This window comes from Paraburkholderia sp. SSBN10T (assembly GCF_056619545.1).
Genome location: NZ_JBWQQI010000023.1, coordinates 19,314 through 45,785 on the forward strand (window position 1 = coordinate 19,314; position 26,472 = coordinate 45,785).

21 protein-coding genes and 1 tRNA gene are annotated in these 26,472 nt (G+C 62.1%); 6 read left to right on the forward strand and 16 right to left on the reverse strand.

The window, feature by feature from the left end:
- Positions 1-20: 20 nt before the first annotated feature.
- The 3 genes from AC1ECK_RS28665 to AC1ECK_RS28675 all read left to right on the forward strand — a co-directional run bounded on the left by AC1ECK_RS28665 (position 21) and on the right by AC1ECK_RS28675 (position 3,121).
- On the forward strand, positions 21-1,202 hold the full coding sequence (locus AC1ECK_RS28665) for an MFS transporter (RefSeq protein ID WP_480325243.1): 1,182 nt from the start codon (positions 21-23) through the stop codon (positions 1,200-1,202).
- Between the two features lie 126 nt (positions 1,203-1,328).
- Entirely contained in the window at positions 1,329-1,955 is a 627-nt protein-coding gene (locus AC1ECK_RS28670) for a nuclear transport factor 2 family protein (RefSeq protein ID WP_480325245.1), read from the forward strand.
- 134 nt (positions 1,956-2,089) lie between these two features.
- Positions 2,090-3,121 (forward strand): zinc-dependent alcohol dehydrogenase family protein, encoded by a 1,032-nt coding sequence (locus AC1ECK_RS28675; RefSeq protein WP_480325407.1) that lies wholly within the window; start codon positions 2,090-2,092, stop codon positions 3,119-3,121.
- A gap of 175 nt (positions 3,122-3,296) precedes the next feature.
- Here the strand turns inward: AC1ECK_RS28675 and AC1ECK_RS28680 are convergent.
- From AC1ECK_RS28680 to fdnG, 8 genes are all read right to left on the reverse strand, one after another.
- Positions 3,297-3,392, reverse strand: a tRNA-Sec gene (locus tag AC1ECK_RS28680).
- A 38-nt stretch (positions 3,393-3,430) separates the two neighbouring features.
- Positions 3,431-5,353 carry a selenocysteine-specific translation elongation factor gene (gene selB / locus AC1ECK_RS28685; protein ID WP_480325247.1) on the reverse strand — a complete coding sequence of 641 codons (1,923 nt, stop codon included), beginning with the start codon at positions 5,351-5,353 and terminating at the stop codon, positions 3,431-3,433.
- Positions 5,350-6,885: an L-seryl-tRNA(Sec) selenium transferase gene (selA, locus tag AC1ECK_RS28690; RefSeq protein WP_480325249.1), complete on the reverse strand. Its 1,536-nt coding sequence runs from the start codon at positions 6,883-6,885 to the stop codon at positions 5,350-5,352. The genes selB and selA overlap by 4 nt, the downstream gene beginning before the upstream one ends.
- 16 nt (positions 6,886-6,901) lie before the next feature.
- Positions 6,902-7,834, reverse strand: coding sequence for a formate dehydrogenase accessory protein FdhE (gene fdhE, locus AC1ECK_RS28695; RefSeq protein WP_480325409.1), 933 nt, complete (start codon positions 7,832-7,834; stop codon positions 6,902-6,904).
- A gap of 647 nt (positions 7,835-8,481) precedes the next feature.
- Complete coding sequence (locus AC1ECK_RS28700; protein WP_480325251.1) at positions 8,482-8,658, reverse strand: hypothetical protein; 177 nt, start codon at positions 8,656-8,658, stop codon at positions 8,482-8,484.
- Positions 8,659-9,285 carry a formate dehydrogenase subunit gamma gene (locus AC1ECK_RS28705; protein WP_480325253.1) on the reverse strand — a complete coding sequence of 209 codons (627 nt, stop codon included), beginning with the start codon at positions 9,283-9,285 and terminating at the stop codon, positions 8,659-8,661.
- Between the two features lie 4 nt (positions 9,286-9,289).
- Complete coding sequence (gene fdxH / locus AC1ECK_RS28710) at positions 9,290-10,207, reverse strand: formate dehydrogenase subunit beta (RefSeq protein ID WP_480325254.1); 918 nt, start codon at positions 10,205-10,207, stop codon at positions 9,290-9,292.
- Positions 10,208-10,224: 17 nt separating this feature from the next.
- On the reverse strand, positions 10,225-13,296 hold the full coding sequence (gene fdnG, locus AC1ECK_RS28715) for a formate dehydrogenase-N subunit alpha (RefSeq protein WP_480325256.1): 3,072 nt from the start codon (positions 13,294-13,296) through the stop codon (positions 10,225-10,227).
- Positions 13,297-13,521: 225 nt separating this feature from the next.
- Between fdnG and AC1ECK_RS28720 the strand changes: the two genes are divergently transcribed.
- Complete coding sequence (locus AC1ECK_RS28720; RefSeq protein WP_480325258.1) at positions 13,522-14,916, forward strand: YhjD/YihY/BrkB family envelope integrity protein; 1,395 nt, start codon at positions 13,522-13,524, stop codon at positions 14,914-14,916.
- A gap of 385 nt (positions 14,917-15,301) precedes the next feature.
- Entirely contained in the window at positions 15,302-16,438 is a 1,137-nt protein-coding gene (locus tag AC1ECK_RS28725) for a porin (RefSeq protein ID WP_480325260.1), read from the forward strand.
- A 273-nt stretch (positions 16,439-16,711) separates the two neighbouring features.
- Here AC1ECK_RS28725 and AC1ECK_RS28730 read toward each other — a convergent pair whose 3' ends face one another.
- The 7 genes from AC1ECK_RS28730 to AC1ECK_RS28760 form a co-directional block, all read right to left on the reverse strand.
- Positions 16,712-17,587 carry a proteasome-type protease gene (locus AC1ECK_RS28730; protein ID WP_480325262.1) on the reverse strand — a complete coding sequence of 292 codons (876 nt, stop codon included), beginning with the start codon at positions 17,585-17,587 and terminating at the stop codon, positions 16,712-16,714.
- Between the two features lie 72 nt (positions 17,588-17,659).
- Positions 17,660-18,460 (reverse strand): transglutaminase family protein, encoded by an 801-nt coding sequence (locus AC1ECK_RS28735; protein WP_480325264.1) that lies wholly within the window; start codon positions 18,458-18,460, stop codon positions 17,660-17,662.
- A gap of 12 nt (positions 18,461-18,472) precedes the next feature.
- A complete protein-coding gene (locus AC1ECK_RS28740) occupies positions 18,473-19,423 on the reverse strand; it encodes an alpha-E domain-containing protein (RefSeq protein ID WP_480325266.1) in 951 nt (316 codons plus the stop codon).
- A gap of 183 nt (positions 19,424-19,606) precedes the next feature.
- Positions 19,607-21,016, reverse strand: coding sequence for a circularly permuted type 2 ATP-grasp protein (locus tag AC1ECK_RS28745; RefSeq protein WP_480325268.1), 1,410 nt, complete (start codon positions 21,014-21,016; stop codon positions 19,607-19,609).
- Between the two features lie 384 nt (positions 21,017-21,400).
- A complete protein-coding gene (locus tag AC1ECK_RS28750; RefSeq protein WP_074296156.1) occupies positions 21,401-21,850 on the reverse strand; it encodes an HU family DNA-binding protein in 450 nt (149 codons plus the stop codon).
- A 385-nt stretch (positions 21,851-22,235) separates the two neighbouring features.
- On the reverse strand, positions 22,236-23,759 hold the full coding sequence (locus tag AC1ECK_RS28755; RefSeq protein WP_480325270.1) for a peptide MFS transporter: 1,524 nt from the start codon (positions 23,757-23,759) through the stop codon (positions 22,236-22,238).
- Between the two features lie 36 nt (positions 23,760-23,795).
- Positions 23,796-24,167, reverse strand: coding sequence for a hypothetical protein (locus AC1ECK_RS28760; RefSeq protein ID WP_480325272.1), 372 nt, complete (start codon positions 24,165-24,167; stop codon positions 23,796-23,798).
- Positions 24,168-24,688: 521 nt separating this feature from the next.
- Here AC1ECK_RS28760 and AC1ECK_RS28765 point away from each other — a divergent pair.
- A complete protein-coding gene (locus tag AC1ECK_RS28765) occupies positions 24,689-25,261 on the forward strand; it encodes a helix-turn-helix domain-containing protein (protein ID WP_480325274.1) in 573 nt (190 codons plus the stop codon).
- A 117-nt stretch (positions 25,262-25,378) separates the two neighbouring features.
- On the opposite strand, the gene AC1ECK_RS28770 is transcribed toward AC1ECK_RS28765, so the two are convergent.
- Positions 25,379-26,257, reverse strand: a complete 879-nt coding sequence (locus AC1ECK_RS28770; RefSeq protein ID WP_480325276.1) for an IclR family transcriptional regulator — start codon at positions 26,255-26,257, stop codon at positions 25,379-25,381.
- Between the last annotated feature and the right edge of the window lie 215 nt (positions 26,258-26,472).

Below are 26,472 nucleotides of genomic sequence, written 5' to 3' on the forward strand. Positions count from 1 at the left end.
ACAAACAAGGAGCGCGCACCTTGACGACACCTGCTGCATTGTCCGTAAGCCACGAGCCACTATCGCGAAGTCTGGTTCTGCTGCTGGCGATCGGAACGGGAATCGGCGTGGCGAATGTTTATTACATCCAGCCCATTCTCGGCCTCGTCCAGCAGAGTTTCAGCGTCCCGGCGAACCTCATAGGCTGGGCGCCGACCATGACGCAAGTCGGCTATGCCATGGGGATGCTGTTGCTCGCCCCATTGGGCGACATGCTGAATCGCCGCTCGCTCATCGTCGGCAAAGGCGTGTTGCTTATCCTGGCGCTCCTCGCGGCGACATTTTCGCCAAATTTCCCGGCGCTGCTCGCCACGAGTACCGCGATCGGCCTACTTGGCAGCGTCGGGCAAGATTTCATCCCTGTCGCCGCACACCTTGCGCCCGAAGCACATCGCGGCCGCATCGTCGGCACGATTACGACAGGACTACTCACCGGCATCCTCCTCTCACGGACTCTCGGCGGGCTCGTTGCCGAGGCCTTCGGATGGCGTGCGATCTACGCAGTGGCTGCGGGACTGGAAGGGCTGGTTGTGCTGGCCGTCTGGCGTTTTCTTCCCAACTTGCCTGCCAGCGCCGACGGACGTTACGCCAATTTGATGGCAAGCCTCCTCAAGCTTTGGCTGAAGCACGCGTCGCTGCGCCGGGCAGTATGTACACAGGCGCTCCTCGCTACCTCGCTCGGCGCCTTCTGGTCAACACTTGCCCTCGTACTTGCTGCGCCTCCCTATCATCAGGGTGCCGGCTTAGCAGGGGCGTATGGCGTGGCAGGTGCGGCTGGAGCGTTGGCCGCCCCATTCTTCGGCCGGTTCGCAGATCGCGCGGGGCCGGTCCCCGCAATCCGTCTGGGTTGCCTTTTGGTAGCCCTAGCGTTCGCCGGCATGTGGGTTTTCGCGGGTTCGACCATCTCGCTCGCGATAGGCGCGATCGTGTTCGATCTCGGGGTGATGGCGGCGCTGGTCTCTCACCAGACAATCGTCAATACGCTCGATCCAGGGGCCCGAAGCCGCCTTAACGGCATTCTGATAACCGGTGCAATGTTCGGTGTGGCAGTAGGGGCGGAAGTGGGCAACCTCGCCTGGGCTCATGCGGGCTGGCCCGGCATCTGTACGGTAGGGTTAATCGCGGGGTGCGGAGCGATGGCGCTCGCACGTCGCACCACATAACTCACCGCACTGCGGCTTGGCTACTGCGTGCTTCGCTTCCATGACCCCTTTGCGTTCGATACCAGTACGTCGAGACGACGTGATCATTCAATTTGCCAAAGTTCCTTTCCAACGGAAATCTCCTCCATGAAACGGAATCGCTTCTTTGCCAGTCGGCTGCTCAACGTTATCGTGCTACTTGTCGTCTCCCATGTTGCTGCGGCACAAAGCCTGCAGGACCAGGTGGATACAGGACAAGCAACAAACCTCTCGAATGCCGCCGACACGATCGCAATACAACGCGTCCTTGCACAATATGTCTCGATCCTGGATGCGGACGTTCCCGGTGAATCTCAGGCGAGTCGCGTCGATCGATTTACCCGCCTGTTCGACGCGGACGGTGCATGGATGGAACATTTGTGGAATGGCGGCAAGCCGGAATACAACAATCCGATTTGTGTCGTTCGTGGGAACTCTCAACTGGCGCGCTTCGCCGTCGATCTATTCGGTGCAACTATCAATAGCCCGGGGAGCACGACACGCCACGACCTCGTGACGCCATTGATCGAGATCGACGGTGATCGGGCCACAGCGGCAGTCAATTTCGTTGAGACGCGTGACGCGTTCCTGACAGACGGGCGCGTTGACCTCCTCGCCACTGGGCGCTACTACCTTTCTTTCCGACGCCTGGCTTCAGGATGGGTGATCGTTCGACTTGATCTTATGGTTGATCATCAACTCAATCCGCCGTGCACACCCACTGGGCCGCTCTGATCGGTTATTTGGCCAGAGAAACGCGACCGCAGCAACAGCGCAGTCCTTGGCAGGGTCGCGATTAGTAGTGCATTCGAGCGGCATGCCCTCGCGGCAAGCGTGATATGAGAGCAGGTACGGAAAGTGTGCTCGCGATGATGAAAACAATGAAGGTATGGCAATTTCCTGCGTTCGGACTCGATCGACTCGAGTTGGCGGAACGGCCTATTCCATTAGCTGGTGCTGGCGAGGTGGTGGTGCGGGTAGCGGCCGTTTCATTGAACTACCGCGACAAGCTGGTGGCCGAAGGCAAGCTGTTGATTGATTTGCCAACGATGCCGTTTGTTCCCGCGTCCGATATGGCCGGCGAAATTGTATCGATCGGACCGGATGTCGAACGCTTCAGGATCGGTGATCGTGTAATGGGAAATTTCTGGACGCAATGGATTGCGGGCGCCCCCCCGAGGGAAATACGTAACCACGGGCTCTCGCTAGGGGGACCGTTACCGGGAATGCTGGCGGAGTATGTGGTCTTACCGCAAGCTGTCGCAGTACGGACGCCCGCATCTCTATCCGACATAGAAGCGTCGACACTGCCCGTTGCGGGATTGACGGCTTGGGTCGCCCTCGTGAAAGCGGGCAGACTTCGCACAGGACAGACTGTGGTGGTTCAAGGAACCGGCGGTGTTGCGTTATTTGGCATGCAGATCGCCATGGCTCTGGGAGCGCGGGTCATCGTTACTTCCCGGGATGATGAAAAGTTGCAAAGGGTCAAGGCATTGGGAGCGTGGGCCGGAATCAATACCACGCGCGTACCCAATTGGGCGTCCAGTGTGCTGGACTTGACGGAAGGTAATGGTGCGGATCACGTGCTAGAACTGGTCGGCGGCGACAACATACGTCGGTCCGTCGAAGCATTGGCGGATGGTGGACAAATCACGCAGGTCGGCTTCCTGACTGACCCCGAACTTCGTCTCAGCGCGCTGCCGCTGATGCTGAGAAGGGCAAGGGTCACAGGCGTATCGGTTGGCAGTCGGGAGGCCCTTGAAGAACTAAGCTGCGCAATCGATAAATATCGGATCAAACCAATCATCGAACAAGCTTACCTGTATGGAGAAGTCAGAGATGCCTTTGCCCACCTCGAGCGAGGTGCCTTCGGAAAGGTCGTCATCGCGGTACGTTCGTGATGAATGTTTTCTTATCCGATGCGCTCAGCAAAGCCGACGGCGCTGGCGCACATCAATCAGCCCGCTTCGGTGGCGCGTCTAACTAGTCGAGAATCTGATTTTTGCGGAAAAGAACAATATTTGCGGAAAAATAATCGGAGGGGGAAACTGGATGCGGAATTGCCAAGAAGCCCTATGGCGGAAGGCAGCCGGAGTCGAACCGACCAGAGAGTATCTGACACCCCCTACTGGGTTTGAAGCCCAGCCGCACCACCGGATGCGAATGCCTTCCTTCTTGAGAATTGAGAAGCGGATGCAGCGAGGATGTGTTCAAAGCCCCTCAAGCAAGCGACTATCAGGGCGCACGAAGCGAAGATCGCGCTGAAAGCGAGTATACCCAACGCGATCGAAGAACTCTAAAATCTGGATCGCGCGCTTGCGGCCCAGACCGCTCGCATCGCGGAACGCCGATGCGCCCAGCATCCCGCCCTGCTCCTGCGCGAGCGCGGTCACCAGACGCGCCAGCTCGCGCACCGTGTCCGGGTGATAGAACAGATCCCGCACCACCTGATAGACAGCGCCTTGGCGCGCCAGCTTGCGCAAGAGCCGCCGCACCTTGTCTTCGGGCGCTTGCGTCGCGCTCGCCAGATCGCGCACCCAGGGCGGATCGAAGCGGCCTTGAGCAATCAAGGGTAACAGCGCAGCGGCCAGCGCCTCCTCGCTCGCGTCGAGCGACACCGTATGCTCCGGCAAATGCAACCACGCACCGCTCCTCACCACCGTACCCTGCGCCACCAGTGAGTCAATCAAGGCGCGCCACACGCCCTCGGCCAGCAACGGCGCCGCCATGCGCCGCAAGCGCGCGGCGTCGGGGCCTTGCTCGTCGGGCATGCGCTCATGAAACTGCTGCAAGACGCGCATCATTTGCGCCGCAAGCCGGTCCCAGTGACGCCGCAGGAGGATGACCGCATCGTCGCCAGCCTTGCTGCGCAGAGGAATGGCTAGCGCCGTACCGGGCAGGCTCAGCAACGCTGCAGGCAGGCCCGTCAGATGCATCAGCGTCGAGCGCAGCATGCCGCGCGGCGCCTGTTCGAGCAGCGGCTCGATGGTGCCCTGGTCGAGCCACGCCCGCAGCGCATCGAGCCACGCGCGCCGCTCCGGCGTGCGGCGCTTGCGTGCCGGACCGAACGGATCGAGGACACGGCCACCGCCGACGGTACGGCTCGCCTGCGCATTGCGCACGATGAAGCGATCGCCGGGTAACGCGCAGACCGGCTCATCGAACACGAGCTGCACGCGCGCGGCCGCCCCTGCAGGCAAGGTGTCGCCCTCCAGCAGCGCCACGTGCGCGACCCGATGCGTCGTGCCGAGATGCACATGCAACGGCGTCCAATGCTGCAGCGTGAGCCCAGCATCGGCTAACAGCGTGAGTTCGACATCGAGCCGTTCCGACGGCTCGGCAAGCCGCTCATCGACAATCCAGTCGCCACGCGCGATCGCGTCCTTGTCGATGCCCGCGAGGTTCAGTGCACAGCGCTCGCCGGCGTGGCCCGTCTCGGCTGCGCGATTCTGCGCGTGAATGCTGCGCACGCGTACCGGCGTCGCGGCCGGCGCTAGCCGCAATGTATCGCCGACGCTCACGCGCCCGGCGAACACGGTGCCGGTTACGATCGTGCCTTGCCCGGCCAGCGTGAACACACGATCGATCGCGAGACGAAACAAGCCGTCGTCGCGGCGCGCATGCCAGCTCATCGCGGCTTCGTGCAAGCAGGCCTTGAGCTGCGCCACACCCGTATCGCCCGGCTGCGTGGCGTTGGTTTCGAACAGCGGCGCCTCCGCTAGCGGCGTTGCCGCCAGCCACGCCTCAATCTCGGCGCGCACCTGTGCGAGGCGCGGCGCGTCGACGCGGTCGGCTTTGGTCAACGCCACCGCGCCATGTGTCACGCCGAGCAGTTGCAGGATCGCCAGATGCTCGCGCGTTTGCGGCATCACGCCGTCGTCCGCGGCGATCACGAGCAGCGCGAAGTCGATTCCGCACGCACCTGCGGCCATCGTATGCACCAGCTTCTCGTGACCCGGCACGTCGATCATGCCGAGTACGTCGCCGTTCTCTAACTGCGTATACGCATAGCCGAGTTCGATCGAAATGCCCCGGGCCTTTTCTTCCTTGAGCCGGTCCGTATCGACACCCGTCAGCGCCCGCACGAGAGTCGTCTTGCCGTGATCGATATGCCCAGCCGTACCAACGATCATGCGTGCAACACCTCACATTGCGCGAGGAAGGCAGCCTCATCGTTGGCTTCGAGGCAGCGCAGGTCGAGCCGCAAGGCATCGTCCGCGATGCGGCCGATCACCGGACGCGGCAATTCACGCAACGCTCTCTCGAGCTTCATCAACGCCCGGCCGCTCCGCTTGCCGGTTGCATGACGCACCACCAGCCCGTAGCTCGGCAGTTGTTCGACCGGCAACGCCCCACTGCCGATCTGGCTGAACATCGGTTCGGCGCTGACGGTGAAACTGTCCCCGAGCGCACGCTCCAGAACAGGCAGCGCGCGCTCGGCAAAACCACGCATTTCGGCTGCGGGCCGGGTGAGCAGACGCAACGTCGTCAGGCGTTCGCGCAGAAACTCGGGCGCCTGGTAAAGACGCAGGACCGGTTCGAGCGCCGCAAGCGTAAGCTTGCCGACGCGCAGTGCGCGTTTGAGCGGATGCTTCTTGATTTTGCGGATCAAATCAGCTCGTCCGACGATCAGCCCCGCTTGCGGACCGCCAAGAAGTTTGTCACAACTGAAGGTGACGAGATCGGCGCCCGCGGCGACGTTCTCGCCTACGGTCGGCTCGCCCGTCAAACCCCACTGCGTAAGATCGACCAGTGTGCCGCTGCCGAGATCGACTGCAACCGGCAAGCCATGACGTCGCGCCAACGGCACGAGTTCATCGAGCTCGACCGCCTTCGTGAAGCCGCTGATTGCATAGTTGCTGCAGTGGACTTTCATCAACATCGCGGTTCGCGGCCCGATCGCTTCTTCGTAGTCCTTTAGGTGCGTACGGTTGGTGGTGCCGATTTCGTGCAGACGGGCGCCCGCCCGCGACATGATGTCTGGAATGCGAAACGATCCGCCGATCTCGACCAGTTCACCGCGCGACACGATCACTTCCTTCTTCGACGCGAGCGCCGACAGCGTCAGCAGCACAGCCGCAGCGTTGTTATTCACTACAGTAGCCGCTTCCGCGCCGGTCAGTTCGCAGACGATCCCTTCGATCAGATCGTCGCGGTCGCCGCGGCTGCCGGTCGCGAGATCGAACTCAAGATTCATCGGGTTCGTCAGCGCGTCGACGACTGCGCGCACGGCTTCGTCGGGCAACAGTGCACGGCCGAGGTTGGTGTGCAGTACAGTGCCCGTGAGATTGAATACGCTGCGCAGATGACTTTGTTCGCGTTGCGCCAGCAGCACGGCGGCGCGCCCGGCAACCTGGCTTTCGTCGCACGCGGACGCTAACGGCAAGCCGGCGCGCGAAGCCGCAGGCGCGTGGTCCACGGCCTCACGCGCCTCGTGAGGCACGCTCGCGGCCGTGGCATGCCCTTGCGCGCCGGACTCGTCAGGGCGTGCTCCTCTTTGCAGATCGCGGCGCAGCGAGTCGAGCGTCGCGCGCACGGCGGCCAGAACCTGGGTGCGGCCATATTGCGCGAGCAACGGCTGCACGGCCGCGCACGACATGACGCGCTCGACGGCGGGCACACGTGCCAGCAGCGTGTTTAGCGGATTCCCCTGCACTTCACTCACCCCGTATTTCTCCTGCTTATGCGTCCGACGGTACTTCGGGCCACAGCAGCGGATTGGGACCGCTGCGCTGATAGCCTGCTTCGTTCATTAACAGATCGAGCGTGAGGCTCGCGAGGTCATCGGCGAGCGGTTCGAACTCGAAATCTTTCTCCTGATAGCCGATCTTGCGATACGTATAACATTCATCGCAGGACTCGGCCTTGAGCGCTTCGTTGCCGCCATCGATGCCATGATAGGCAATGCCTTTGGTCGAATCGCAGTTCGAGCACTTGGCGCGAACCACATGCCATTCGTTGGCGCACAGACCGCATTGCAGATAACGATAACCCTGATACTGCCCACCCACGCGCACGATGCTGGCCACCGGCAGCGCGCCGCAGACGGGGCAAACACCGGGCGTGTCGAGATACGGAACCTCACGCGCATCGAGCCGGCTCGCAAGATCGGTCCAGACGACCTGGAGCGCCGCCATGATAAACGGTGCGGCGGCCGGATCGATTTCGCTGTAGCGGTGGGCGAGGACGGCGTCCGCCTGGGCATCGAGTTCGTCCGATGACTTCAGACGGAGGGTATCGAGGACTTTGCCGAGAACAGGGGTAACGGCGCCGGCGGCTTCGACCTTATCGAGCAGGCGGTGGAGAATCTCACGCCACGCCGGATCTCGCTCAGGGGAGAGTGCCGGGATCAGCGGCATGGAGTGTTGCTGAGCGTTAGCAAGCGCTTCTTGCGACGGCATTTTTGCTACGAAGGTTTCCAGCAGTTGATGCTGCGCCGCAGCTACGGTCGACATGAGTCTGACGTAGCCGCCTATGGGGCTCGTGGCCGCCAGTTGTTTCAGGCGCGCTGCGCGCGTGGCGAAGATCGCCGCCCGTTCGGGCAGGCGGATACGTGGGATCGCCGAGTGGTCCAGGGCTTCAATCTGCGATGGGTCCAGGATTTTTTGAGTCACCATGGGCCTCCTTCTATGCTGCGCACGCTCGGGTTAGTCGAGCTAATTTAGCTTTTTTGCCTTGCCGGCGGCTTGGTTGTTTGCCTGCGGCGGCCTCTTTGGGGGTTTGCCTATGGCGTTGGCCTTTCCTTGTTGTCCTAGCGGTTTTCTTGCCTGCGGTGCTTGTTGTTCCTGCGGTGTTGGCCTTTCCTTGCATTCTTAGTGGTCTATTTGCGTTGCCCCTGTGCGGGGCGGCACCTACTTTTCTTTGCCGCCGCAAAGAAAAGTAGGCAAAAGAAAGCGGGCTGACAACCGCTAGCCTGTAGGTGTCCACCACTCAGGTCAACACGGAATGGTCCGCACGAAGACCGGCCCTTGCACCACTCAACTGAGTGACAAAGCACTCATCCGTTCCAGCGTCGCGCTTCGCGCCCCACCGAATGGCATAACTCCTTCTCCATACGCTCGTTTCGTAACATTCATACTTAGATATCCAAACACTTAGCGCCCTGCCACCACCAGCCAGACCCGGCATCCCACCACTACCAGACCCATCCGCCGCGCACGCAGTGCGCTGGCGGGATGAATGAGCCCTGTGTCACTAACAGGAGCAGCGCGAGGGCAGGTCCTCGTGCGGACCACTCCGCGGTGGCCTGAGTGGCGGACACCTACAGGCTGGCGGTTGTCAGCCCGCTTTCTTTGCTTACTTTCTTTGCGGCGGCAAAGAAAGTAAGTGCCGCCCCGCACAGGGGCAACGCAAATAGACCACTAAGAATACAAGGAAAGGCCAACACCGCAAGAACAACAACAACAACAACAACAAGCGCCGCAGGCAAAAAACCCAATTATTTAACACTCTCCCGAAACCACTTGGGATGATGCTTCCTGGCCCACCCAAGACTAACGGTACCCCTCACCATCGCCCCAACCGACCCCTTGATCCAGATCGCAGCATAGACATGCACAACAATCCCAACAATAAGAACAAACGCAGCCACGGCATGAACGACAGCCGCGAAGCGAATCACCTCAACAGGAAAGTAAAAAGAAAAATACCGCCGCCAGATCACTACCCCGCTGCAGAGCAGTAACAAGAGACAAGCGACCATCGTAAAGAATAGCAGCTTCTGCCCGGCGTTATACCGCCCGATCTCCGGCAAATTCTCCTCGCGATTGGCGAGCACATCGTCAATCTGCCGCAACCACTGCACGTCGTCGCGATCCAGATAGTTGTGATGCCAGAACCGCACCGCAAGAATGAAAAACGACACGAACATCACTACGCCCACAAATGGGTGCAAGATCCGTGTCCACTGTCCGCCGCCGAACAGCGCCGTCAGCCAGAACATCGACGGATGAAACAGCGCCAGGCCGGACAACGCCAGCAACACAAACGCAATCGCCGTGATCCAGTGATTCGTCCGCTCATTCGGCGTGTAACGCACAATCAGATTCGGGTCATGTGACTTCATCTCGCTACTCCTCGCGTTCGCCACGAATGCGTTTTGCATCGTCCTGCGCAGCCCGTTCCTCGTCTTCCGTCACCTCGTTCGGTCCCACCCGCGTGTAGTGGAAGAACCCGGACAGCGCCGCCAGCACAATGCCCGCCACCGCCAGCGGTTTCGCCACGCCCTTCCACAGGCGCACCATCGGGCTGATCCGCGGATTGTCCGGCAAGCCGTGATACAGCGACGGTTGATCCGCGTGGTGCAGCACATACATCACATGCGTGCCGCCCACACCCGGCGGGTCGTACAGCCCGGCGTGCTCGAAGCCGCGTTCTTTCAGATCCTCGATGCGCTCCGCCGCATGCTGCTTCATATCTTCCTTGGTGCCGAACACGATCGCGCCGGTCGGGCAGGTCTTCACGCATGCGGGTTCCTGACCCACCGCCACCCGGTCGGAACACAGCGTGCATTTGTATGCCCGGTTGTCCTTCTTCGAAATGCGCGGCACGTTGAACGGGCAGCCGGTCACGCAGTAACCGCAACCAATGCAGTTCTCTTCATGAAAGTCGACGATGCCGTTCGTGTACTGCACGATCGCGCCCGGCGACGGACAGGCTTTCAGGCAGCCCGGGTCCTCGCAGTGCATGCAGCCGTCCTTGCGGATCAGCCATTCGAGGTTGCCGTCGGGGTTCTCGTACTCGGCGAAACGCATCACCGTCCACGAATGCTCGCTCAGATCCATCGGGTTGTCGTACACGCCGTGGTTGATCCCCACCTCGTCACGCAGGTCGTTCCACTCCATGCACGCCGTCTGACACGCCTTGCAGCCGATGCACTTGCTGACGTCGATCAGCTTCGCCACCGTACCGGTCACCGGCTCGCGCACAGCCGGCGGCTGCACGGTGGTGGCCGACTGGCGCTTGATATCCAATGATTGAAGTGCCATTTTCTATCTCGCGCCCCCTATGCTTTCTCGACCTTCACCAGGAACGACTTGAATTCCGGTGTCTGCGAATTCCCGTCGCCCACCACCGGCGTCAGCGTATTGGTGATGTAACCCGGCTTCGTCTGCCCCTTGAAGCCCCAGTGCAGCGGAATCCCCACCGTCTGCACCTTCTTGCCGTCGATCATCAGCGGCTTGATCCGCTTGGTCACCACCGCCACCGCGATCAGGTAGCCGCGATTGGACGACACCTTCACGCGGTCGCCGGCCACCACCCCCACCTCCTTCGCGAGGTCTTCGCCAATCTCGACAAACTGCTGTGGCTGAATAATCGAATTCAGGCGCGCATGCTTGGTCCAGAAGTGGAAGTGTTCGGTCAGACGATAGGTGGTGGCCGTATGCGGGAAGTCCGCCGCCTTGCCGAAAGCCGCGCGGTCGTCCGGGAACACGCGCGCCGCGGGGTTGCTGGTTGCCTGCGCGTTCTGCGGGTGCAGCGTGTTGTAGCCGAGCGGATTTTCAAACGGCTCGTAATGCTCGGGGAATGGCCCTTCGTTCATCATGTCGCGGGCGAAGAAGCGCGCCACGCCTTCCGGGTTCATGATGAACGGCCCCATGCCGTTTTCCGGCGGCTCATCCACCTTGAAGTCCGGCACGTCCACTCCGCTCCAGGCGGCGCCGTTCCAACCGATCAGCTTGCGGGTGGGATCGAACGGCTTGCCGTTCAGATCGCAGGACGCCCGGTTATACAGAATCCGCCGGTTGACGGGCCACGCCCATGCCCAGTTGAGCGTCTGGCCGATTCCGGTCGGGTCGGAGTTGTCGCGCCGCCCCATCTGGTTGCCCGCCTGGGTCCACGCGCCGCAGAAGATCCAGCAGCCGCTCGAGGTCGAGCCGTCGTCCTTCAGTTGTGCAAAACTGGCCAGTTGCTCGCCCTTCTTCACCAGCACCTTGGCCGGATCCTTCGGGTCGGTCAGGTCGGTGACCGCCTTGCCGTTGTACTCCATCGCCAGTTCTTCCGGCGTCGGACTTTGCGGGTTCGCGTACGGCCAGGCCAGCTTGACGATCGGATCCGGGTATTTGCCGCCCTGCTCCTGATATGCCTTGCGCATACGCAGGAAAATCCCCGACATGATTTCCAGGTCGCTCTTCGCTTCGCCGGGGCCGTCCGCGCCCTGCCAGTGCCATTGCAGCACCCGGCTCGAACTCACCAGCGAGCCGCGCTCTTCCGCGAAACACGTGGTGGGTAGCCGGAACACTTCGGTCTGGATCTTCGAGGCGTCCACGTCGTTGTAGTCGCCGTGGTTCTTCCAGAAGTCCGCCGTCTCGATGGCGAGCGGGTCCATCACCACCAGCCATTTCAGCTTGCTCAGTGCGGCGACGGTTTTCGCCTTGTTCGGCGAGGACGCCAGCACATTGAAGCCCTGCGCGATATAGCCGTTCATCTTGCCCTGATGCATCAGCTCGATGGCCTGCAGCAAGTCGTATGACTTATCGAGCTTGGGCAGATAGTCGTAGCCCCAGTTGTTGTCGGGGGTGGCCGCGTCGCCCCACCACGCCTTCATGAAGCTCACGAAAAACGCGCCGTAGTTCTTCCAGTAGCTCAACTGGTTGGGCCGCAACTGCTGCGTGGCGCGTTTCTTGATGTAGTCGCCGTAGTCCTGCTCGGCCTCCATCGGCAGCGTCATGTAGCCCGGCAGCAGGTTCGACATCAAGCCGAGGTCGGTCAGCCCCTGGATGTTCGAGTGACCACGCAGCGCATTCATGCCGCCGCCGGCGATGCCGATATTGCCGAGCAGCAATTGCACCATCGCCCCGGTGCGGATCATCTGCGCGCCGACCGAGTGGTGCGTCCAGCCAAGCGCGTACAGGATCGTTCCCGCGCGCCCTGGCACCGCCGTGGTGGCCAGCATCTCGCAGACCTTCAGAAACTTGTCTTTAGGCGTGCCACAGGTCTTTTCGACCATCTCGGGCGTATAGCGCGAGTAATGCTGCCTGAGCAGGTTATAGACGCAGCGCGGGTCCTGCAGCGTCATGTCGACCTTCACGAAGCCGTCGTCGCCGCGCTCGTAGTCCCAGCTCTCCTTGTCCGGATAGCTGTGCTTGTCCGCGTCGTAGCCGGAATAGATGCCGTCCTTGAAGACAAAGTCCTCGCGCACGATGAACGGGAAGTCCGTGTAGTTCTTCACGTACTCGTGCTGGATCTTGTCGTTCGTCAGCAGGTAGTTGATCACCCCGCCGAGGAACAGGATGTCCGTGCCGGTGCGAATCGGCGCGTAATAGTCGGCCACCGATGCGGTGCGCGTAAAGCGCGGGTCGACCACGATCAGGCGCGCCTTGCGGTGCGCCTTCGCTTCGGTCACCCACTTGAAGCCGCACGGATGCGCTTCGGCGGCGTTGCCGCCCATCACCAGAATCACGTCCGCGTTCTTGATGTCGACCCAATGGTTCGTCATCGCTCCACGGCCAAACGTCGGGGCAAGACCTGCCACCGTCGGGCCGTGTCAGACACGCGCCTGGTTATCGAACGCGAGCATCCCCATGCTGCGCACAGTCTTGTGCGTCAGGTACCCCACCTCGTTGCTGCCGGCGGAGGCGGCCAGCATCCCGGTGGTCAGCCAGCGGTTGACCTTCTTGCCGTCCTCGGTGGTTTCGACGAAGTTGGCGTCGCGGTCGGCCTTCATCAGCTTCGCGATCCGGTCGAGCGCGTCGTCCCACGAAATGCGCTGCCACTGGTTGGCGCCGGCCGCGCGATACTCGGGGTACTGCAGGCGGCTCGGGCTGTGAATGAAGTCGATCAGGCTGGCCCCCTTCGGACACAGCGTGCCGCGGTTGACCGGGTGATCCGGATCGCCTTCTATATGAATGATGCTGGCCGTGGCGTTCTTCGCGCCGTCGCCCAGGCCGTACATGAGGATCCCGCAACCGACCGAACAATACGGGCAGGTGTTGCGGGTTTCAGTGGTACGCGCCAGTTTGTACTGCCGGACTTCGGCGAGCGCGGGGTCCGGGGAGAAGCCCAGCAGGGCTAAGCTCGATCCGGCCAGCGTGGACGCCGTCACCTTCAGGAACTGGCGCCGGGACATTTGCAACATGGTCGCCCTCGGCTTTGGTGTTGTGGGGGAGTGCTTAAAGTATATGGCGCTACCTGAATAGAGTACTTCCGCCTGGACCTAGCCGGTACCGGACATACCCTGATTCGAGACGGTCCTTGGTATAGTGACAGGCACACTGTTTGCGCGCCGCGATGGCATGCGCGTCGTACCGCCGAGGCCCGCGCGCGCAACCTCCGGCGGCACGCCCCTCCGTCAAGAGGCCCTATGGACATCGACACGCTATCCGCCGACAAACTGCAACACGCGGCCCGCCGGCATGCCTCATGGGCGATCGGCGCGTTCAGGCAGTTCGCTGAAGACCGTTGCGCCGCGATGGCCGCGAGCATCGCGTTCTACGCGGCGTTCTCGCTCGCGCCCACCCTGGTCATGGTGATCGCCGTGGCAGGCTGGTTCTTTGGCGCGCAGGCGGCCCGCGGCGAGTTGTTCGCGCATATCCACGGCTTGCTCGGCGACGAAGCCGCCGCGGGTGTCCAGACCATCGTCCAGAACGCCCGGCACGCGGGCAGCGCGGGCGGCATCGCAGCCATCATTTCGTTCGCGCTGCTTGCCATCGGTGCGTCGGCCACCTTCTCGTCCCTGAATAGCGCGCTGAATATGGTGTGGCCGCTCACCGGCCCGCGCTCGTCGAGCGTGATCGCGCTGGTGCGGGTGCGGCTGATTTCGTTTGGGCTCGTGCTCGGCGTGGCGTTCCTGCTGATCGTCTCGCTCGTACTCGACACCGCCATCACCTTTATCGGCCAGTGGCTGTGGGGCAACTCGCCGTATGTCGTGATCGGCAATCTGCTGCAGTTGCTGGTAGGACTGCTGGTGCTGGCCTTCGCCTTTGCCGCCCTGCTGAAATTCCTGCCCGACGCCGTGGTCCGCTGGCGCGATGCGCTGGTGGGCGGCGTGGTCGCGGCGGTGCTGTTCTCGGCGGGCAAAAAACTCTTTGCACTCTATATAGCGCATGCAGGCATGGCGAATTCGTTCGGCGCGGCCGGCTCGCTGGCGGTGCTCCTGATGTGGCTGTACTTCTCGGCGGTCGTGCTGTTGCTCGGTGCGGAGTTCGCCGCGGCGCGCGGCAGGCTGCATGACCCGCGCGGAGCTTGGGGACAACTGGAGGAAGCGCCGGCCGGGAGCCGGGCCAAGCTGGCGTCGGTGCTGGCGGCCTCGACGATTCCCTCGCTGGCGGCGCGCAATCTCGCGGCCAGGACCAGACCGGCCGAGACGATGGCGGAAACAGGCAGTGCTGTCGGCGACGGTACCGGAACGACTGTCGGAAATTCAGGCAATTCGGCTAATTCAGCCAGCGAGGCGAGCACGCGGACTGAGCAGCCCGAAGCCGCCCGGCGAGGCGCGACGGTGACCGCGGTCGACGTCCGCACAGTGGCCAGTATCGGCCGCAAAGTGATTCGCGCCGAAGATCAGGCAACGCGCGTGGCCGCTTCGACGCTGCTGGAAGCGGGCCGCAAAGCCGCGGCGGCGGACCGCTACGTCAAACGCAATCCATGGAGATCGCTGTTGGTGGCTGCCGGCGCGGCCTTGCTGGTGACCACGGTGGCTGGTCGCCGCCGCAACGACGGCGCATCCGCCGTTGCAGCCAGCAATGACGAGCATTGAAGCTTTTTCGCGTCGTGTAACCAGGGAGAACGCCCACATTCGAACCGAACTGTCCAGCGCAGAGATCAATTTCTTGACGCATGACACCTGTATGAACTCGGTCCGTCGCGCGGCTTTCCGTAGACAATAAAATTACATATAGCTTTCAAATACACGCTTGAATGACGAATACTGGACGATCCACTATCAACGAAACAACAATAATCCAGTTTTCGGCATGAAGTGTTGCTACATCAGCAATAATACTTAGTGTGCTTGCTACATAAGCGTTTTCGGGGGGTGTCACGTTTACGAGACACTCATTTTTTTTCAGTATTACCCTTAAGAGACCCTGAGCTATTCTCCTTTCCGCAACAACGAAACCAATCATCGCGTGGAGAAATGGATGAAAAAATTCGCACTGACTAGCCTCTCGCTGGCACTGCTGGGTGCAGCAGGTGCAGCTCACGCTCAAAGCAGCGTCACCCTGTACGGCGTTCTCGACGATTCGATCCAGTACATCAACAACAATAACGTTTCGGGCAGCAACAAGAGCTCCGTCGCTCTCGCATCCGGTAACCTGCAGGGCAACCGCTGGGGCTTGAAGGGTACGGAAGATCTGGGCGGTGGCCTGAAGGCTATCTTCCAGTTGGAAAACGGTTTCGATCCGAACAGCGGCAAGCTGGGCCAAGGCAGCCGCGAATTCGGCCGTCAGGCATATGTTGGCCTGCAGAGCGACCAGTTCGGTACGGTCACGATCGGCCGCCAGTATGACCCGGTCGTCGACCTGGTCCAGGCAGTCACGGCTGACAACTACTGGGGCTCCACGTTCACCACGCCGAGCGACGTTGACAACAACGACAACAGCTCGCGTACGAACAACGCCATCAAGTACACGTCGAACACGTACGCTGGCTTCCAGTTCGAAGCAATGTACGCATTCGGCGGCGTCGCTGGTTCGACCGGTTCGGGTCAAACCTGGTCGGGCGCAGCAACGTACGCAAACGGTCCGTTCAGCATCGCAGCCGGCTACATCCGCATGGATAACGCCGACTCGAAGGCAGGTCGCAATGGCGGCTGGGCAGGCACGTCGGACGGCACGTTCAACTCGATCAACACGCCGTACGAAACGGCCAAGTCGATCGGCATCGCTTCGATCGGCGCTCAGTACGTGATCGGACCGATCACCGCTGGTCTGCGTTACAGCAACGCACAGTACAAGCCGGACGCATTCTCGTCGTTCACCTCGACGGAACGTTACAACGTCGGCGCAGGCTTCGTGAACTACCAACTGACGCCGGCAGCATTGCTGGGTCTGGGCTACACGTACACGCACGGTTCGGGCAACGGCGAATCGGCATCGTATAACCAGATCTCGCTGGGCGGCGACTACAACCTGTCGAAGCGCACGGACTTGTACCTGGTCGGCGCCTATCAAAAGGCATCGGGCACGGGCGCAGTGGCATCGGTTGCTGACTACGACTCGTTCTCGGCTTCGAACTCGCAAGCAATCGTCAGCCTCGGTATCCGTCACAAGTTCTAATCGACTTGACGGACAGCTAAAGCAGGACGCTGTCGAAAGCCAGCCACAGGCTCCAAGCCGGTGGCTGGCTTTTTTCATTGGAGCGGGGATTTGTGTGGGGTCGGCGACCCTGTGCGGGTGAAGGCCCACGGGAGCTAAACCATCGCGGCATGCCGCGCACCCGGACAGGCTGGCTCGCATTGCTGCGCATTAGGTCCGCAAGACGCTTGGCGGCATGCAGCATGCGTTCGCCGCCATGCCCCAAGCCTCCCTCGCAGCGGCCCAGCCAGCCCCCTACCGCTGCGCCTTCTTCTCAGCCTGCGCCAGCGTCTGGGCCGGCTTCGTTTCGACGACGTCATCGCTGCTCACCGGCGCCCGGTGCAACACTAGCGCGCGCTCGCGGCGCTGCACCGGCACGTTGGCCGATTCCTGCCAGTCGGGGTCCGGAATCTCCCCGAACACCTGACGCAGCCGCTCGCCCCACGTGCGGTGGATCATTTCGAAGTAGGCATTGTCGTGATCGACGGAAACGAAACGCGTGACCCGCAGCGCGTCCTTTTCATAGACCAGCAGATCGAGCGGCAGCCCCACCGACAGATTCGAGCGCAGCGTGGAGTCCATCGAGATCAGCGCGCACTTGGCGGCTTCGTCGAGCGGCGTGCTGGGAGTGAGCACACGGTCGATAATCGGCTTGCCGTATTTCGACTCGCCGATCTGGAAATACGGGTTCACCGCCGAAGATTCGATGAAATTGCCCGCCGCGTAGATCATGAACAGATGCGGCCGGCCCCCGTGCGGCTTGCCGTTCGCGGCAATCTGCCCGCCCAGGATAAAGCTGCAATTGAAGTCGACGCCGAATTCCTGCAACGCCTGGGCTTCGCGCTGATGCACGTCGCGCACCGCCTTGCCCACCACGCGGGCCGCGTCCGCCATGGTCGGCGCGTTCCACAGCGTGGGTTGATCGGCGTCGTCCGGCTCGCTGAGATCATGCAGCACGGCCTGGGTCAGCGAGAGATTGCCCGCGCCGAGCAGCACCAGCACGCGCTCGCCGGGCTGCTCGAACACCGTCATCTTGCGCGCGGTGCTGATGTGATCGACGCCGGCATTGGTGCGGGTATCGGACAGGAAGACGAGCCCGTCGTCCACGCACATCGCCACACAGTAAGTCATAAAAAATATCCAGAAGACCAGCAGACGTCGCTATTGTAATGCGACGCTGCCGCGCCTCTTGTGCGTTCAACCCTACTGTGGCAATTGCGCACTGACCGTCACGGAAACCTTCAGCTTCTCCTCCAGACCGCCGATGCGCCGCCCGCGCACCGGCGCCGCCGCCTCGTAATCGCGCGCCGCCGCGAGCCGGCAGTAGAGTTCGCTGGCGAACGCGGCATGCGTCACGTCGACCGAAGTCCAGCCCGCGCCGTCGAGCCAGACGTCGACCCATGCGTGACTCGCGCCATGCGGCACGTCGCCGGGCTCGATATAGCCGCTCACGTAGCGCGCCGGAATGCCGCGCGCGCGACAGCACGCCAGCAGCAGATGCGCATGGTCCTGGCAGACCCCGCTGCCGAGCGCGAGCGCTTCAGCCGCCGTGCTGGTCACTTCGGTGATCCCCGGGCGGTATTTCACACGCTGCACGATCTCCTCGGAAAGCTTGATGAGCCCTTGCGGCGTAGTGAGCGCCGGCACCGACTCGGCCAGTTCACGTACCGCCTCATCGGCTTCGGTCAGGCGCGTGGCGCAGGTGAAATGCTCGAGCGGCACCGGGCCGACCGTGTCGCGCAGCAGGCCGTCGACGAGCGGAAACGTATCGACCTCCCCGGCTACATGCAGGTGGATCTCACTGTGCGGCTTGTTCAGCACCAGCGTATGCAGCACGTTGCCGTAGGCATCGAAGGTGGAGTCGAGCTTGCCGGGAGCGTCGATGCTCCAGCGCCGCACCGTCTGCGACGCGCCGCTAGTCGGCGTGAGACGCAGTTGCTGGATCGAATAATGAACCGTCGCTTCGTAGCGATAGGCGGTGTCGTGGCGGATCGTCAGGTACATAAAAAAACTCCGTCAGGCGACTGGCAGCATCAGATAGGTACGCGCAACCAGATTGCCGAGTTCGAACACGCGGGCCAGGAATTGCGTCAGATAGGCGTGCAGGCCGGCTTCGAAAATCTGCCGGATGTCGGAGTACACCAGTTCGGCGCGCAGCTTGCCGGCAAAGCGCTCGCACTGGTTGGAACCCGACGTGCGCAGCATCGCCAGGTTGTTGCAGACACCATCCACGGAGGCCAGCAGCGAGCGCGGCATCTGCTGGTTCAGGATCATCAGTTCGACGACCCGGGCCGGCGTGACGACGTCGCGATACACCTTGCGATAGATCTCCAGCGCCGACACCGAGCTGAGAATCGAAGTCCAGTAGTAGAAGTCTTCGAGCTGGCGCGCGGCATCGCGCGAATTCGGCTCCACGTCCGCAAAGCGCACATCGAGAATCCGCGCGGTGTTGTCGGCGCGCTCCAGATAGGTACCGAGCTGCGTGAAGAAGAACGCGTCGTCCTGCAACGCGGTGCCGATCGTCACGCCGCGCGACAGGTGCGAGCGGAACTTGACCCATTCGAACAACGCATCCGGGCTCGTGGTGAGCTGGCCTGCCGCGGTCCGCTCGTTGAACTGGAGCCAGGTGTCGTTGATGGTTTCCCACCATTCGGTGGTCAAGGTGCCGCGCACGGCGCGAGCGTTTTCACGCGCGGCCTGCAGGCAGGAGTGAATGCTCGACGGGTTGGTGGCGTCCGCCACCATGAAATCGAGCACGTGTTCGCGCGTCGGTTCGTCGTAGCGTTGCGCGAAGGCCGTCTCCAGCTCGGAGATGCGCAGCACCGAACGCTGCGCGCGGGCCTCCTGTTCAGGCGTCTGCGGCAGCAGCAGCGCCTTCAGGTTGATATCCAGCATGCGCGCGGTATTCTCGGCGCGCTCCATGTAACGGGCCATCCAGAAGAGGTGGTCGGCAGTGCGGCTTAGCATGACGGCTTTCCATGATTGATGACGCTGGGCGTTCTGTGCCCGCGCTGGTTACCCGCTTGCGCCGGCGCGCTGGTACGTCGTTGGTACGTGCTGTTACGTCGCTGCTACGTTCCTTGCGCCGGCTTTCCTTGTTGTGCGGGTGCGGCCGCCGCGGACTTCACGGCGGCGGGACCCGCAACCCCTTCAGTCGACCATCCAGGTATCCTTGGTGCCGCCTCCCTGCGATGAATTGACCACCAGCGACCCTTCCTGCAAGGCGACCCGGGTCAGGCCGCCGGCGCACATCGTCACGGTCTTGCCGGACAGCACGAACGGGCGCAGGTCGATATGGCGCGGCGCGATGCCGGCCTCCACGAAAGTCGGGCACGCCGACAAGGCCAGCGTGGGCTGCGCGATATAGCCCGCCGGCCGTGCAATCAGACGGGCGCGGAACGCTTCGATTTCCGCGGCGGTAGAGGCCGGTCCCACCAGCATCCCATAGCCGCCCGCGCCGTGCACTTCCTTCACCACCAGCTCCGGCAAGTGCGCAAGCGTGTAGGCGAGATCGTCGGGCTTGCGGCACTGGAACGTCGGCACGTTGTTGAGGATCGGCTTCTCGCCGAGGTAGAACTCGATCATCTCCGGCACGTACGGATAGATCGATTTGTCGTCGGCAATGCCGGTGCCCATTGCGTTGGCGAGCGCCACCCGTCCTGCCCGGTACGCGGTCAGGAGACCCGGTACGCCGAGCGCCGAATCGGGACGGAAAGCGAGCGGATCGAGAAAGTCGTCGTCCACCCGGCGATAGATCACGTCGACGCGCTTCGGGCCTTGGGTGGTCCGCATGAACACGTAGTTGTCGTCGACGAACAGGTCTTTGCCCTCCACCAGTTCCACACCCATCTGCTGGGCGAGGAAGGTGTGCTCGAAGTACGCCGAGTTGTACATGCCGGGCGTGAGTACCACCACCACCGGATCGTCGACACCCTCGGGCGCCACCGAGCGCAAGGTATCGAGCAGCAGGTCCGGATAGTGCGCCACCGGCGCGATGCGATTCTGGACGAACAGCTCCGGGAACAACCGCATCATCATCTTGCGGTTTTCCAGCATATAGGAGACGCCCGACGGCACCCGCAAGTTGTCTTCGAGCACGTAGAACGCACCGTCTTCACCGGCCCGCACCACGTCGACGCCAGCAATGTGCGCGTAAACACCGAGCGGGACATTGACGCCCTGCATCTCGGGCCGGTACTGCGCATTGGTATACACCTGCTCGGCGGGGACGATGCCGGCACGCACGATGTTGCGATCGTGATAGACGTCGTGGATAAACAGGTTGAGCGCCTGCACGCGCTGCCGCAGGCCCGCTTCGAGAGTCTGCCATTCGCCGCGCGGAATGATCCGCGGGATCAGATCGAACGGGATCAGCCGTTCCGTGCCGGACAGGTCGCCGTTGACCGCGAAGGTAATGCCCACGCGGCGAAACAGCAGGTCCGCCTCCGCGCGCTTGCGCGCGATTGCCTCGTTGCCCTGCTTGACCAGCCAGCGTTCGAAGCGTGCGTAATGAGGCCGCACGACTTCATCGTGATGACGCATCTCGTCATAGCATCGCATGTCACGCCCCGCTCTTGTTGTCGGATAGAAGGCGAATGCGCTGCGCATTCGGTGTTCGACAAGCTTCAAAGCAAGCGCTATGCCATTGGCTTTCCGCACGCAAAACCGAATGGATGCACACGAACAGCGCATAAGGCCGGCACGGCTTCGGCATCATCGTACTGCGGCGGCTCGCAATGCGCTACTCCGGTGCAGCGATTCCCTTGCAGCGGGCGTAGAGCGGCAATCCGCCGCCGTTCGGCACCAGCGGACACCACCGGACGGCAATAAAAAATCCCCGCGGATTTGCACCCGCGGGGATTTTGCACTTTCTGAACTTCGCGCAGTTCAGAGCGGCATGGCACCGTTTGCCGTTCGAAAACGACGCGGCGCCATGCACGTTCTTTACGCTGCTGCGGCGTCCTTCAGCTTCTTCAGCGGACGTGCCTTGATGCGCACGCTAGCCGGCTTGGCCGGGAACCAACGCTCTTCGCCCGTGAACGGGTCTTTGCCGAAGCGCTTCTTCTTCGCCGGCACTGCTTGCACGACGATCTTCAGAAGACCCGACAGCGTGAATTCGCCAGCACCCTTCTTGTGGACTGCGCCGAGGATCGTGTCTTCGAGCGCGGCCAGCACAGCCTTGGCCGCCTTCGGTTCAACAGCAGCACGTTCTGCGACGTGTGCAGCCAGCGAGGCCTTCGTGAAGGTGTCCTTGATCGGCGACGGTGCGCCGGACGCCTTCACGGCGACCTTCTTAGCTGCGACGACTTTCTTCGCAGGAACTTTCTTCGCAGCAACCTTCTTGGTCGGTACCGTAGCAGCCTTCTTGGCCACCTTTTTTGCGGAAGTCGGCATGTTTCTCCTACCTGTTGTTGGTCAGTGAATGCAAGAAGCGTCCGCGGTATGCGCACGCTTCAAGGCCGGATTCTACAAGCGCTGCAGCGTTTTGCGCGACTCTTTTGTGTAGAACCGTTACTGTTTGTTGCGTCGCGCTGACTCCGCAACACTTTTTAACCCGTATTTCAGGGGGTAAACGCGCTCCGGCGAGTTTCGGTGCGTGCCGCTGAGCAGATGCTTCGCTTCGCGCCGCGCAGGCGAACGCCTCGGCAAACGCTGCCGCCAAAACCGAAAAGACCTGTACGTATGCGTGGAAACAGCCGTAAACGGAACAGGGCGCGCCGGCCTGGCGCGCCCTGTTCCGTTCATCCAGCGGGGTCCGCGAAGGGTTCCCGCCTTGCCTTTACTCCGTGGCGGCGGAGAGTTGCCCCTCGCGCAGCGCGCCATCGCGCGCATCGCTGACGCAGCGATGATGCTCACGCGACAGGCGGTTCATCAGCGGCAGCAGCAGCACGGCGACCAGGGCGCCGAGCGCCGCCAGCCAGCCGAGGCCCATGAACAGCTTCGTATAGAGCGGCAGCGACTGCAGCGGATCGAGGTCGCCGGACGGCATCTGCGCGAAGTTCGCCACCACGCTGCCCAGGTAGCCCGACACGCCGCTTGCGACGAAATACGCGCCCATCAGAAAGCCGCTCATGCGGGCCGGTACATAGCGCGCAATCATCGCGAGACCCAGGCCGCTCACCAGCAACTCGCCCAGCGAATACAGGCCATAGCCGCCCACCATGAACCATGATGAGACCCGGCCGTCGACCGCATAGCGGCCGCTCACCGCGTACACAAAAAAGCCCGCCGCCACGACCACGAAGCCAATTGCGTACTTCACCGCCACCGACACGTCGTTGCCGCTCTTCGACAATTGCGTATACAGCACTGCGAGAATCGGGCTCAGCATCATGATCCAGATCGGGTTGAGCGCCTGGAACTGGGCCGCGCTCCACGTGAAGAGCGGCACGCCGAACAGCGAGAAATGCGGATCGACGTTGCGCACGGCAAAGAGCGTGAGCGAGGTCGACATCTGCTGATAGAACACGAAGAACAGGATGGCTTGCAGCGTCAGAACCAGTGCGGCGATCAGGCCCGCGCGTTCCGACTGCTCGCATTTGATAAGCATGTAGCCGAAGATCGCGAGGATCGCGGCACCTGCCGTATAGACGCAGGCCACCGCGATGGCCTTATGCTGCAGCACGAAGATGGTCGCCGCGCCGAGCGCGACGCCGCCGAGCACCACGGCGCCTACCCTTGCCCAGCGGACCGGTTCGGCGTCCGGTGCGGAACCCACATGCGCCAGCGTGCGAAACATGATGAAGTAGTTCAGCACGGCGAGCAGCATGCCGCCGCAGCACACGGCAAACGCCGAGTGCCAGCCCCAGTGATCTTTGATCCACGGTGTCGCGAGCATCGACACCGTCGAACCGATGTTGACCGCCATGTAGTAGATCGTGAACGCGCTGTCGATCCGCGCATCGTCGCCTTCATAGATACGTCGCACCAGGTTGGCGGCATTCGCCTTGAACAGGCCGTTGCCCACCACGATCACGCCGAGCGAGGCGTACATGTAGTTGAGCTGCTCGTTCGGCACCGCGAGCATCAGATAGCCGCAGGCCAGCACGAGTGCGCCGAACACCATCGTGCGGCGGGCGCCGAGGATCTTGTCGCCGATCCAGCCGCCGACCGACGGCGCGGCATAGACCAGCGCCGTGAAAGCGCCCCAGGTGAGCGTGGCGTGACTGTCGGTGAAGCCGAGCTTGTCGATCATGAACAGGACCAACAGCGCGGCCATCCCGTAGTAGCCGAAACGCTCCCACATCTCGATCAGGAAGACCGTCGAAAACGATCGAGTCTGGGATACGGTTGAATTCATCATTTACCTCGTGTTCTTGCGATTGCAGCGGCGCGCCGGTCAAGCAGCGCGTCGCGGGAAACTGGGTCTGGAAACCGGGTCGGGAAACGTCTGGAAACGCCGGACGGATGTCGTGCCGCTGCGCGACGGCATGAGTACACTCATCCGCGCAGCGAAGCGAAGCAAACCGGGTGGGGAGGCAGGCGCCTTGTCCGCCATGACACGCGCCATAGGTCGGGCAACAGGTCGGGCAACAAGTCGGGTAACGATGCGCGCAATAAATCGCGCCACAACGAAGCCGGACGCGCTGAAGCGGAACGGCGCCCATGACAAGGCATCACGTGCGCGGCACAGCGCAGCGGCGGCAGGCAGCGGCCCGTGCGAGCGGGCGTTGAAGCAGGTGTGGCGATACGGATCAACGGTGATATTCATCTCAAGTTGGCGGCGCCGGCAGGGTAAGCCGCGCCGCTCACGGTTCCACACACAGGATCGCTGCGTATGGGATGGCAAACAGCCAGCGGGCCGAAAGTCGAAGTCGTCCCGCAAGCGCCCGCGATTCTCCTGAGCATGGAGCCCGCCGTCACTCAGGGAATTCACTGATGCCGGCCACGCCACTGAAGGGCAATCGCACATTTTGCCGTGGCGTGCCACGCGATATCATCCATGAATTCGAAATGCATCAATTTATTTAAGCAAGCGGTCCGTTGATCGGATGAATTTAAAAGGCTAAAAAAGCACGACCCAATATCGTCTTACCCGCGTCCGCTTGATTTTCGGCGCTAACCCGCAAGCCAGCGACCTGCCTGCCCCATTGGACTTCTGGCAACATAGCGGGTCGCTTCGAAAAGAAATGCCTCCCGGGCATACTCACGCTAATGCGATGGTTTGCAAGACTATCAAACTTTGTTTACTAACATCAAACACATTTTTTTGACGGGCTGATTCATCTCGCTATGGTCACGAAAGCTGAAAACAAAAATCCGGCCCTCGAGCTGGGGAGCAAGATCCGCGCGCTGAGGCAACGGCTGAAACGCACGCTCGATGACACAGCCACAGCGGCGCGCATTTCCAAACCTTTCCTCTCGCAGGTGGAACGCGGCCTCGCCACCCCGTCGCTCACGTCGCTGACCGGGATTGCCAGCGCCCTCGGCGTGACCGTGCAGTATTTCGTCGACACCCCGAGCGAAGAGCGCTCGGTCAGCCGTGGCGACCAGTTGAAATTTTTCGGCTTCGCCGATTCCGCGAACCTGTTCGCGCGCCTGACCAACCTGACCGGCGGCCGGCAGCTCGAGGCAATCCTCGTCAAGATGCCGCCCGGCCAGAAGCGCTCCGAGGTCACCACGCATGCGGGCGAAGAGTTTCTCTATGTCATCAGCGGCAAGGTGTCGTTGACGCTGGAAGGCAAGACGTTTGCGCTGAAAGCGGGCGACAGCGCGCACTACGAGTCGACGGTGCCGCATAGCTGGGCCAATACGGCACGCACCGAAACCCTCGTCGTCTGGGTCGGAACTCCGCGACTGTTCTAACCGGCAGGCGCTCTGGCGGATCCTGCATTCGTCTGGAGCCAGCTTGCTTTTGCCATCTTCAGGACTGCTGCTCACTTATGGTCACTGCGGGCCACCGCGGACAACCGCGAGCGCGGCTCAGGCGATCCGCTCTGTCGTCATGACGCGTGAAAGGCCATGCATCGGCCGGCGCAAGGCGACATCGAACGGATTAGTCTGCGGTCCGAGCGCCTGGGCCTGGCGCCGCAGCAATTCGACCACCATCGGCAAGCGATCGTCGCCAAGCCTTGCAGCCAGCGTACCGACGCTCAGCGCGGCCACGGCGACGCCGGTGCGGTCCAGAATCGGCACCGCCACGCCGGCCATGCCGTCCAGCAAGCCGCTATTGCGCCCCGCGTAACCCAGTTGCCGGACCCGCTCGATCTCGGTACGCAAGTACACTTCGTCGAGCACGCCGTAGCCGCGAATCCGCGGCACGTTAAAGCGGATGATTTCCTCGCGCTCGGCTTCCGGCAGAAACGCCAGAATCGCGAGACTCCCCTGGCCGATGCCGAGCGCCACGCGCCCGCCGATATCGCCGGTAAACGAGCGAATCGGAAACGGCCCTTCGCAGATATCGAGGCAGACTGCGTCGAAGCTGCTTTTCACCAGCAGGAAAATCGTGTCGCCCAGACTTGCGCACAAGCGCAGCAACGCAGGACGGCACAGCGTGCGCATGCCGCTGGGGTTGCCCGCCTGCGCCGCCAGCGCGAAGAATTCGACGCTCAGGCGATACAGCTTCGAGTTTTCGTCCTGCTCGACCATGCCCTCGGCAATCAACGCATGCAGGATGCGATGCACGGTGCCCTGGGTCAGCCCGACCGCTTTCGCCAGCCGCGTGACACGCCCGCCATCGGGCTGCGCGTCGGCCAGCGCGCGGATCACCGCAAACGAGCGCTGCAGCATGCCGGTGCCAGGCGCCTCCGGCGTATCGGCTGAGCCGGACTCTGCAACTTTCCGTTTTTCGGCTGCTTTCATGGTTTTCCCTCAAGCTTATTCCACTGTGTGGAACACTATAGAGCGTTTTATTCTTCAATGAAATAGTGCCATGGTGCCTTCCTCACGGATACAGCTCGCACTTTATTAGGGAATCCTCCTACATCGCGGAATGGAACAAAGCTCAGGCACTTCCATCAACCCATTTCACTGACCGGAATTTTTCCGATTCTTCTACCACCAAATGGAATTTGCAT

Coding starts and splice junctions, on each gene's coding strand:
- AC1ECK_RS28670 (WP_480325245.1), top strand. CDS start 1,329: ATGAAACGGAATCGCTTCTTTGCCAGTCGGCTGCTCAACGTTATCGTG.
- AC1ECK_RS28675 (WP_480325407.1), top strand. CDS start 2,090: ATGATGAAAACAATGAAGGTATGGCAATTTCCTGCGTTCGGACTCGAT.
- selB (WP_480325247.1), bottom strand. CDS start 5,353: ATGATCGTTGGTACGGCTGGGCATATCGATCACGGCAAGACGACTCTC.
- AC1ECK_RS28705 (WP_480325253.1), bottom strand. CDS start 9,285: ATGAAGTCACATGACCCGAATCTGATTGTGCGTTACACGCCGAATGAG.
- fdxH (WP_480325254.1), bottom strand. CDS start 10,207: ATGGCACTTCAATCATTGGATATCAAGCGCCAGTCGGCCACCACCGTG.
- AC1ECK_RS28720 (WP_480325258.1), top strand. CDS start 13,522: ATGGACATCGACACGCTATCCGCCGACAAACTGCAACACGCGGCCCGC.
- AC1ECK_RS28725 (WP_480325260.1), top strand. CDS start 15,302: ATGAAAAAATTCGCACTGACTAGCCTCTCGCTGGCACTGCTGGGTGCA.
- AC1ECK_RS28730 (WP_480325262.1), bottom strand. CDS start 17,587: ATGACTTACTGTGTGGCGATGTGCGTGGACGACGGGCTCGTCTTCCTG.
- AC1ECK_RS28735 (WP_480325264.1), bottom strand. CDS start 18,460: ATGTACCTGACGATCCGCCACGACACCGCCTATCGCTACGAAGCGACG.
- AC1ECK_RS28740 (WP_480325266.1), bottom strand. CDS start 19,423: ATGCTAAGCCGCACTGCCGACCACCTCTTCTGGATGGCCCGTTACATG.
- AC1ECK_RS28745 (WP_480325268.1), bottom strand. CDS start 21,016: ATGCGATGCTATGACGAGATGCGTCATCACGATGAAGTCGTGCGGCCT.
- AC1ECK_RS28750 (WP_074296156.1), bottom strand. CDS start 21,850: ATGCCGACTTCCGCAAAAAAGGTGGCCAAGAAGGCTGCTACGGTACCG.
- AC1ECK_RS28755 (WP_480325270.1), bottom strand. CDS start 23,759: ATGATGAATTCAACCGTATCCCAGACTCGATCGTTTTCGACGGTCTTC.
- AC1ECK_RS28760 (WP_480325272.1), bottom strand. CDS start 24,167: ATGAATATCACCGTTGATCCGTATCGCCACACCTGCTTCAACGCCCGC.
- AC1ECK_RS28765 (WP_480325274.1), top strand. CDS start 24,689: ATGGTCACGAAAGCTGAAAACAAAAATCCGGCCCTCGAGCTGGGGAGC.
- AC1ECK_RS28770 (WP_480325276.1), bottom strand. CDS start 26,257: ATGAAAGCAGCCGAAAAACGGAAAGTTGCAGAGTCCGGCTCAGCCGAT.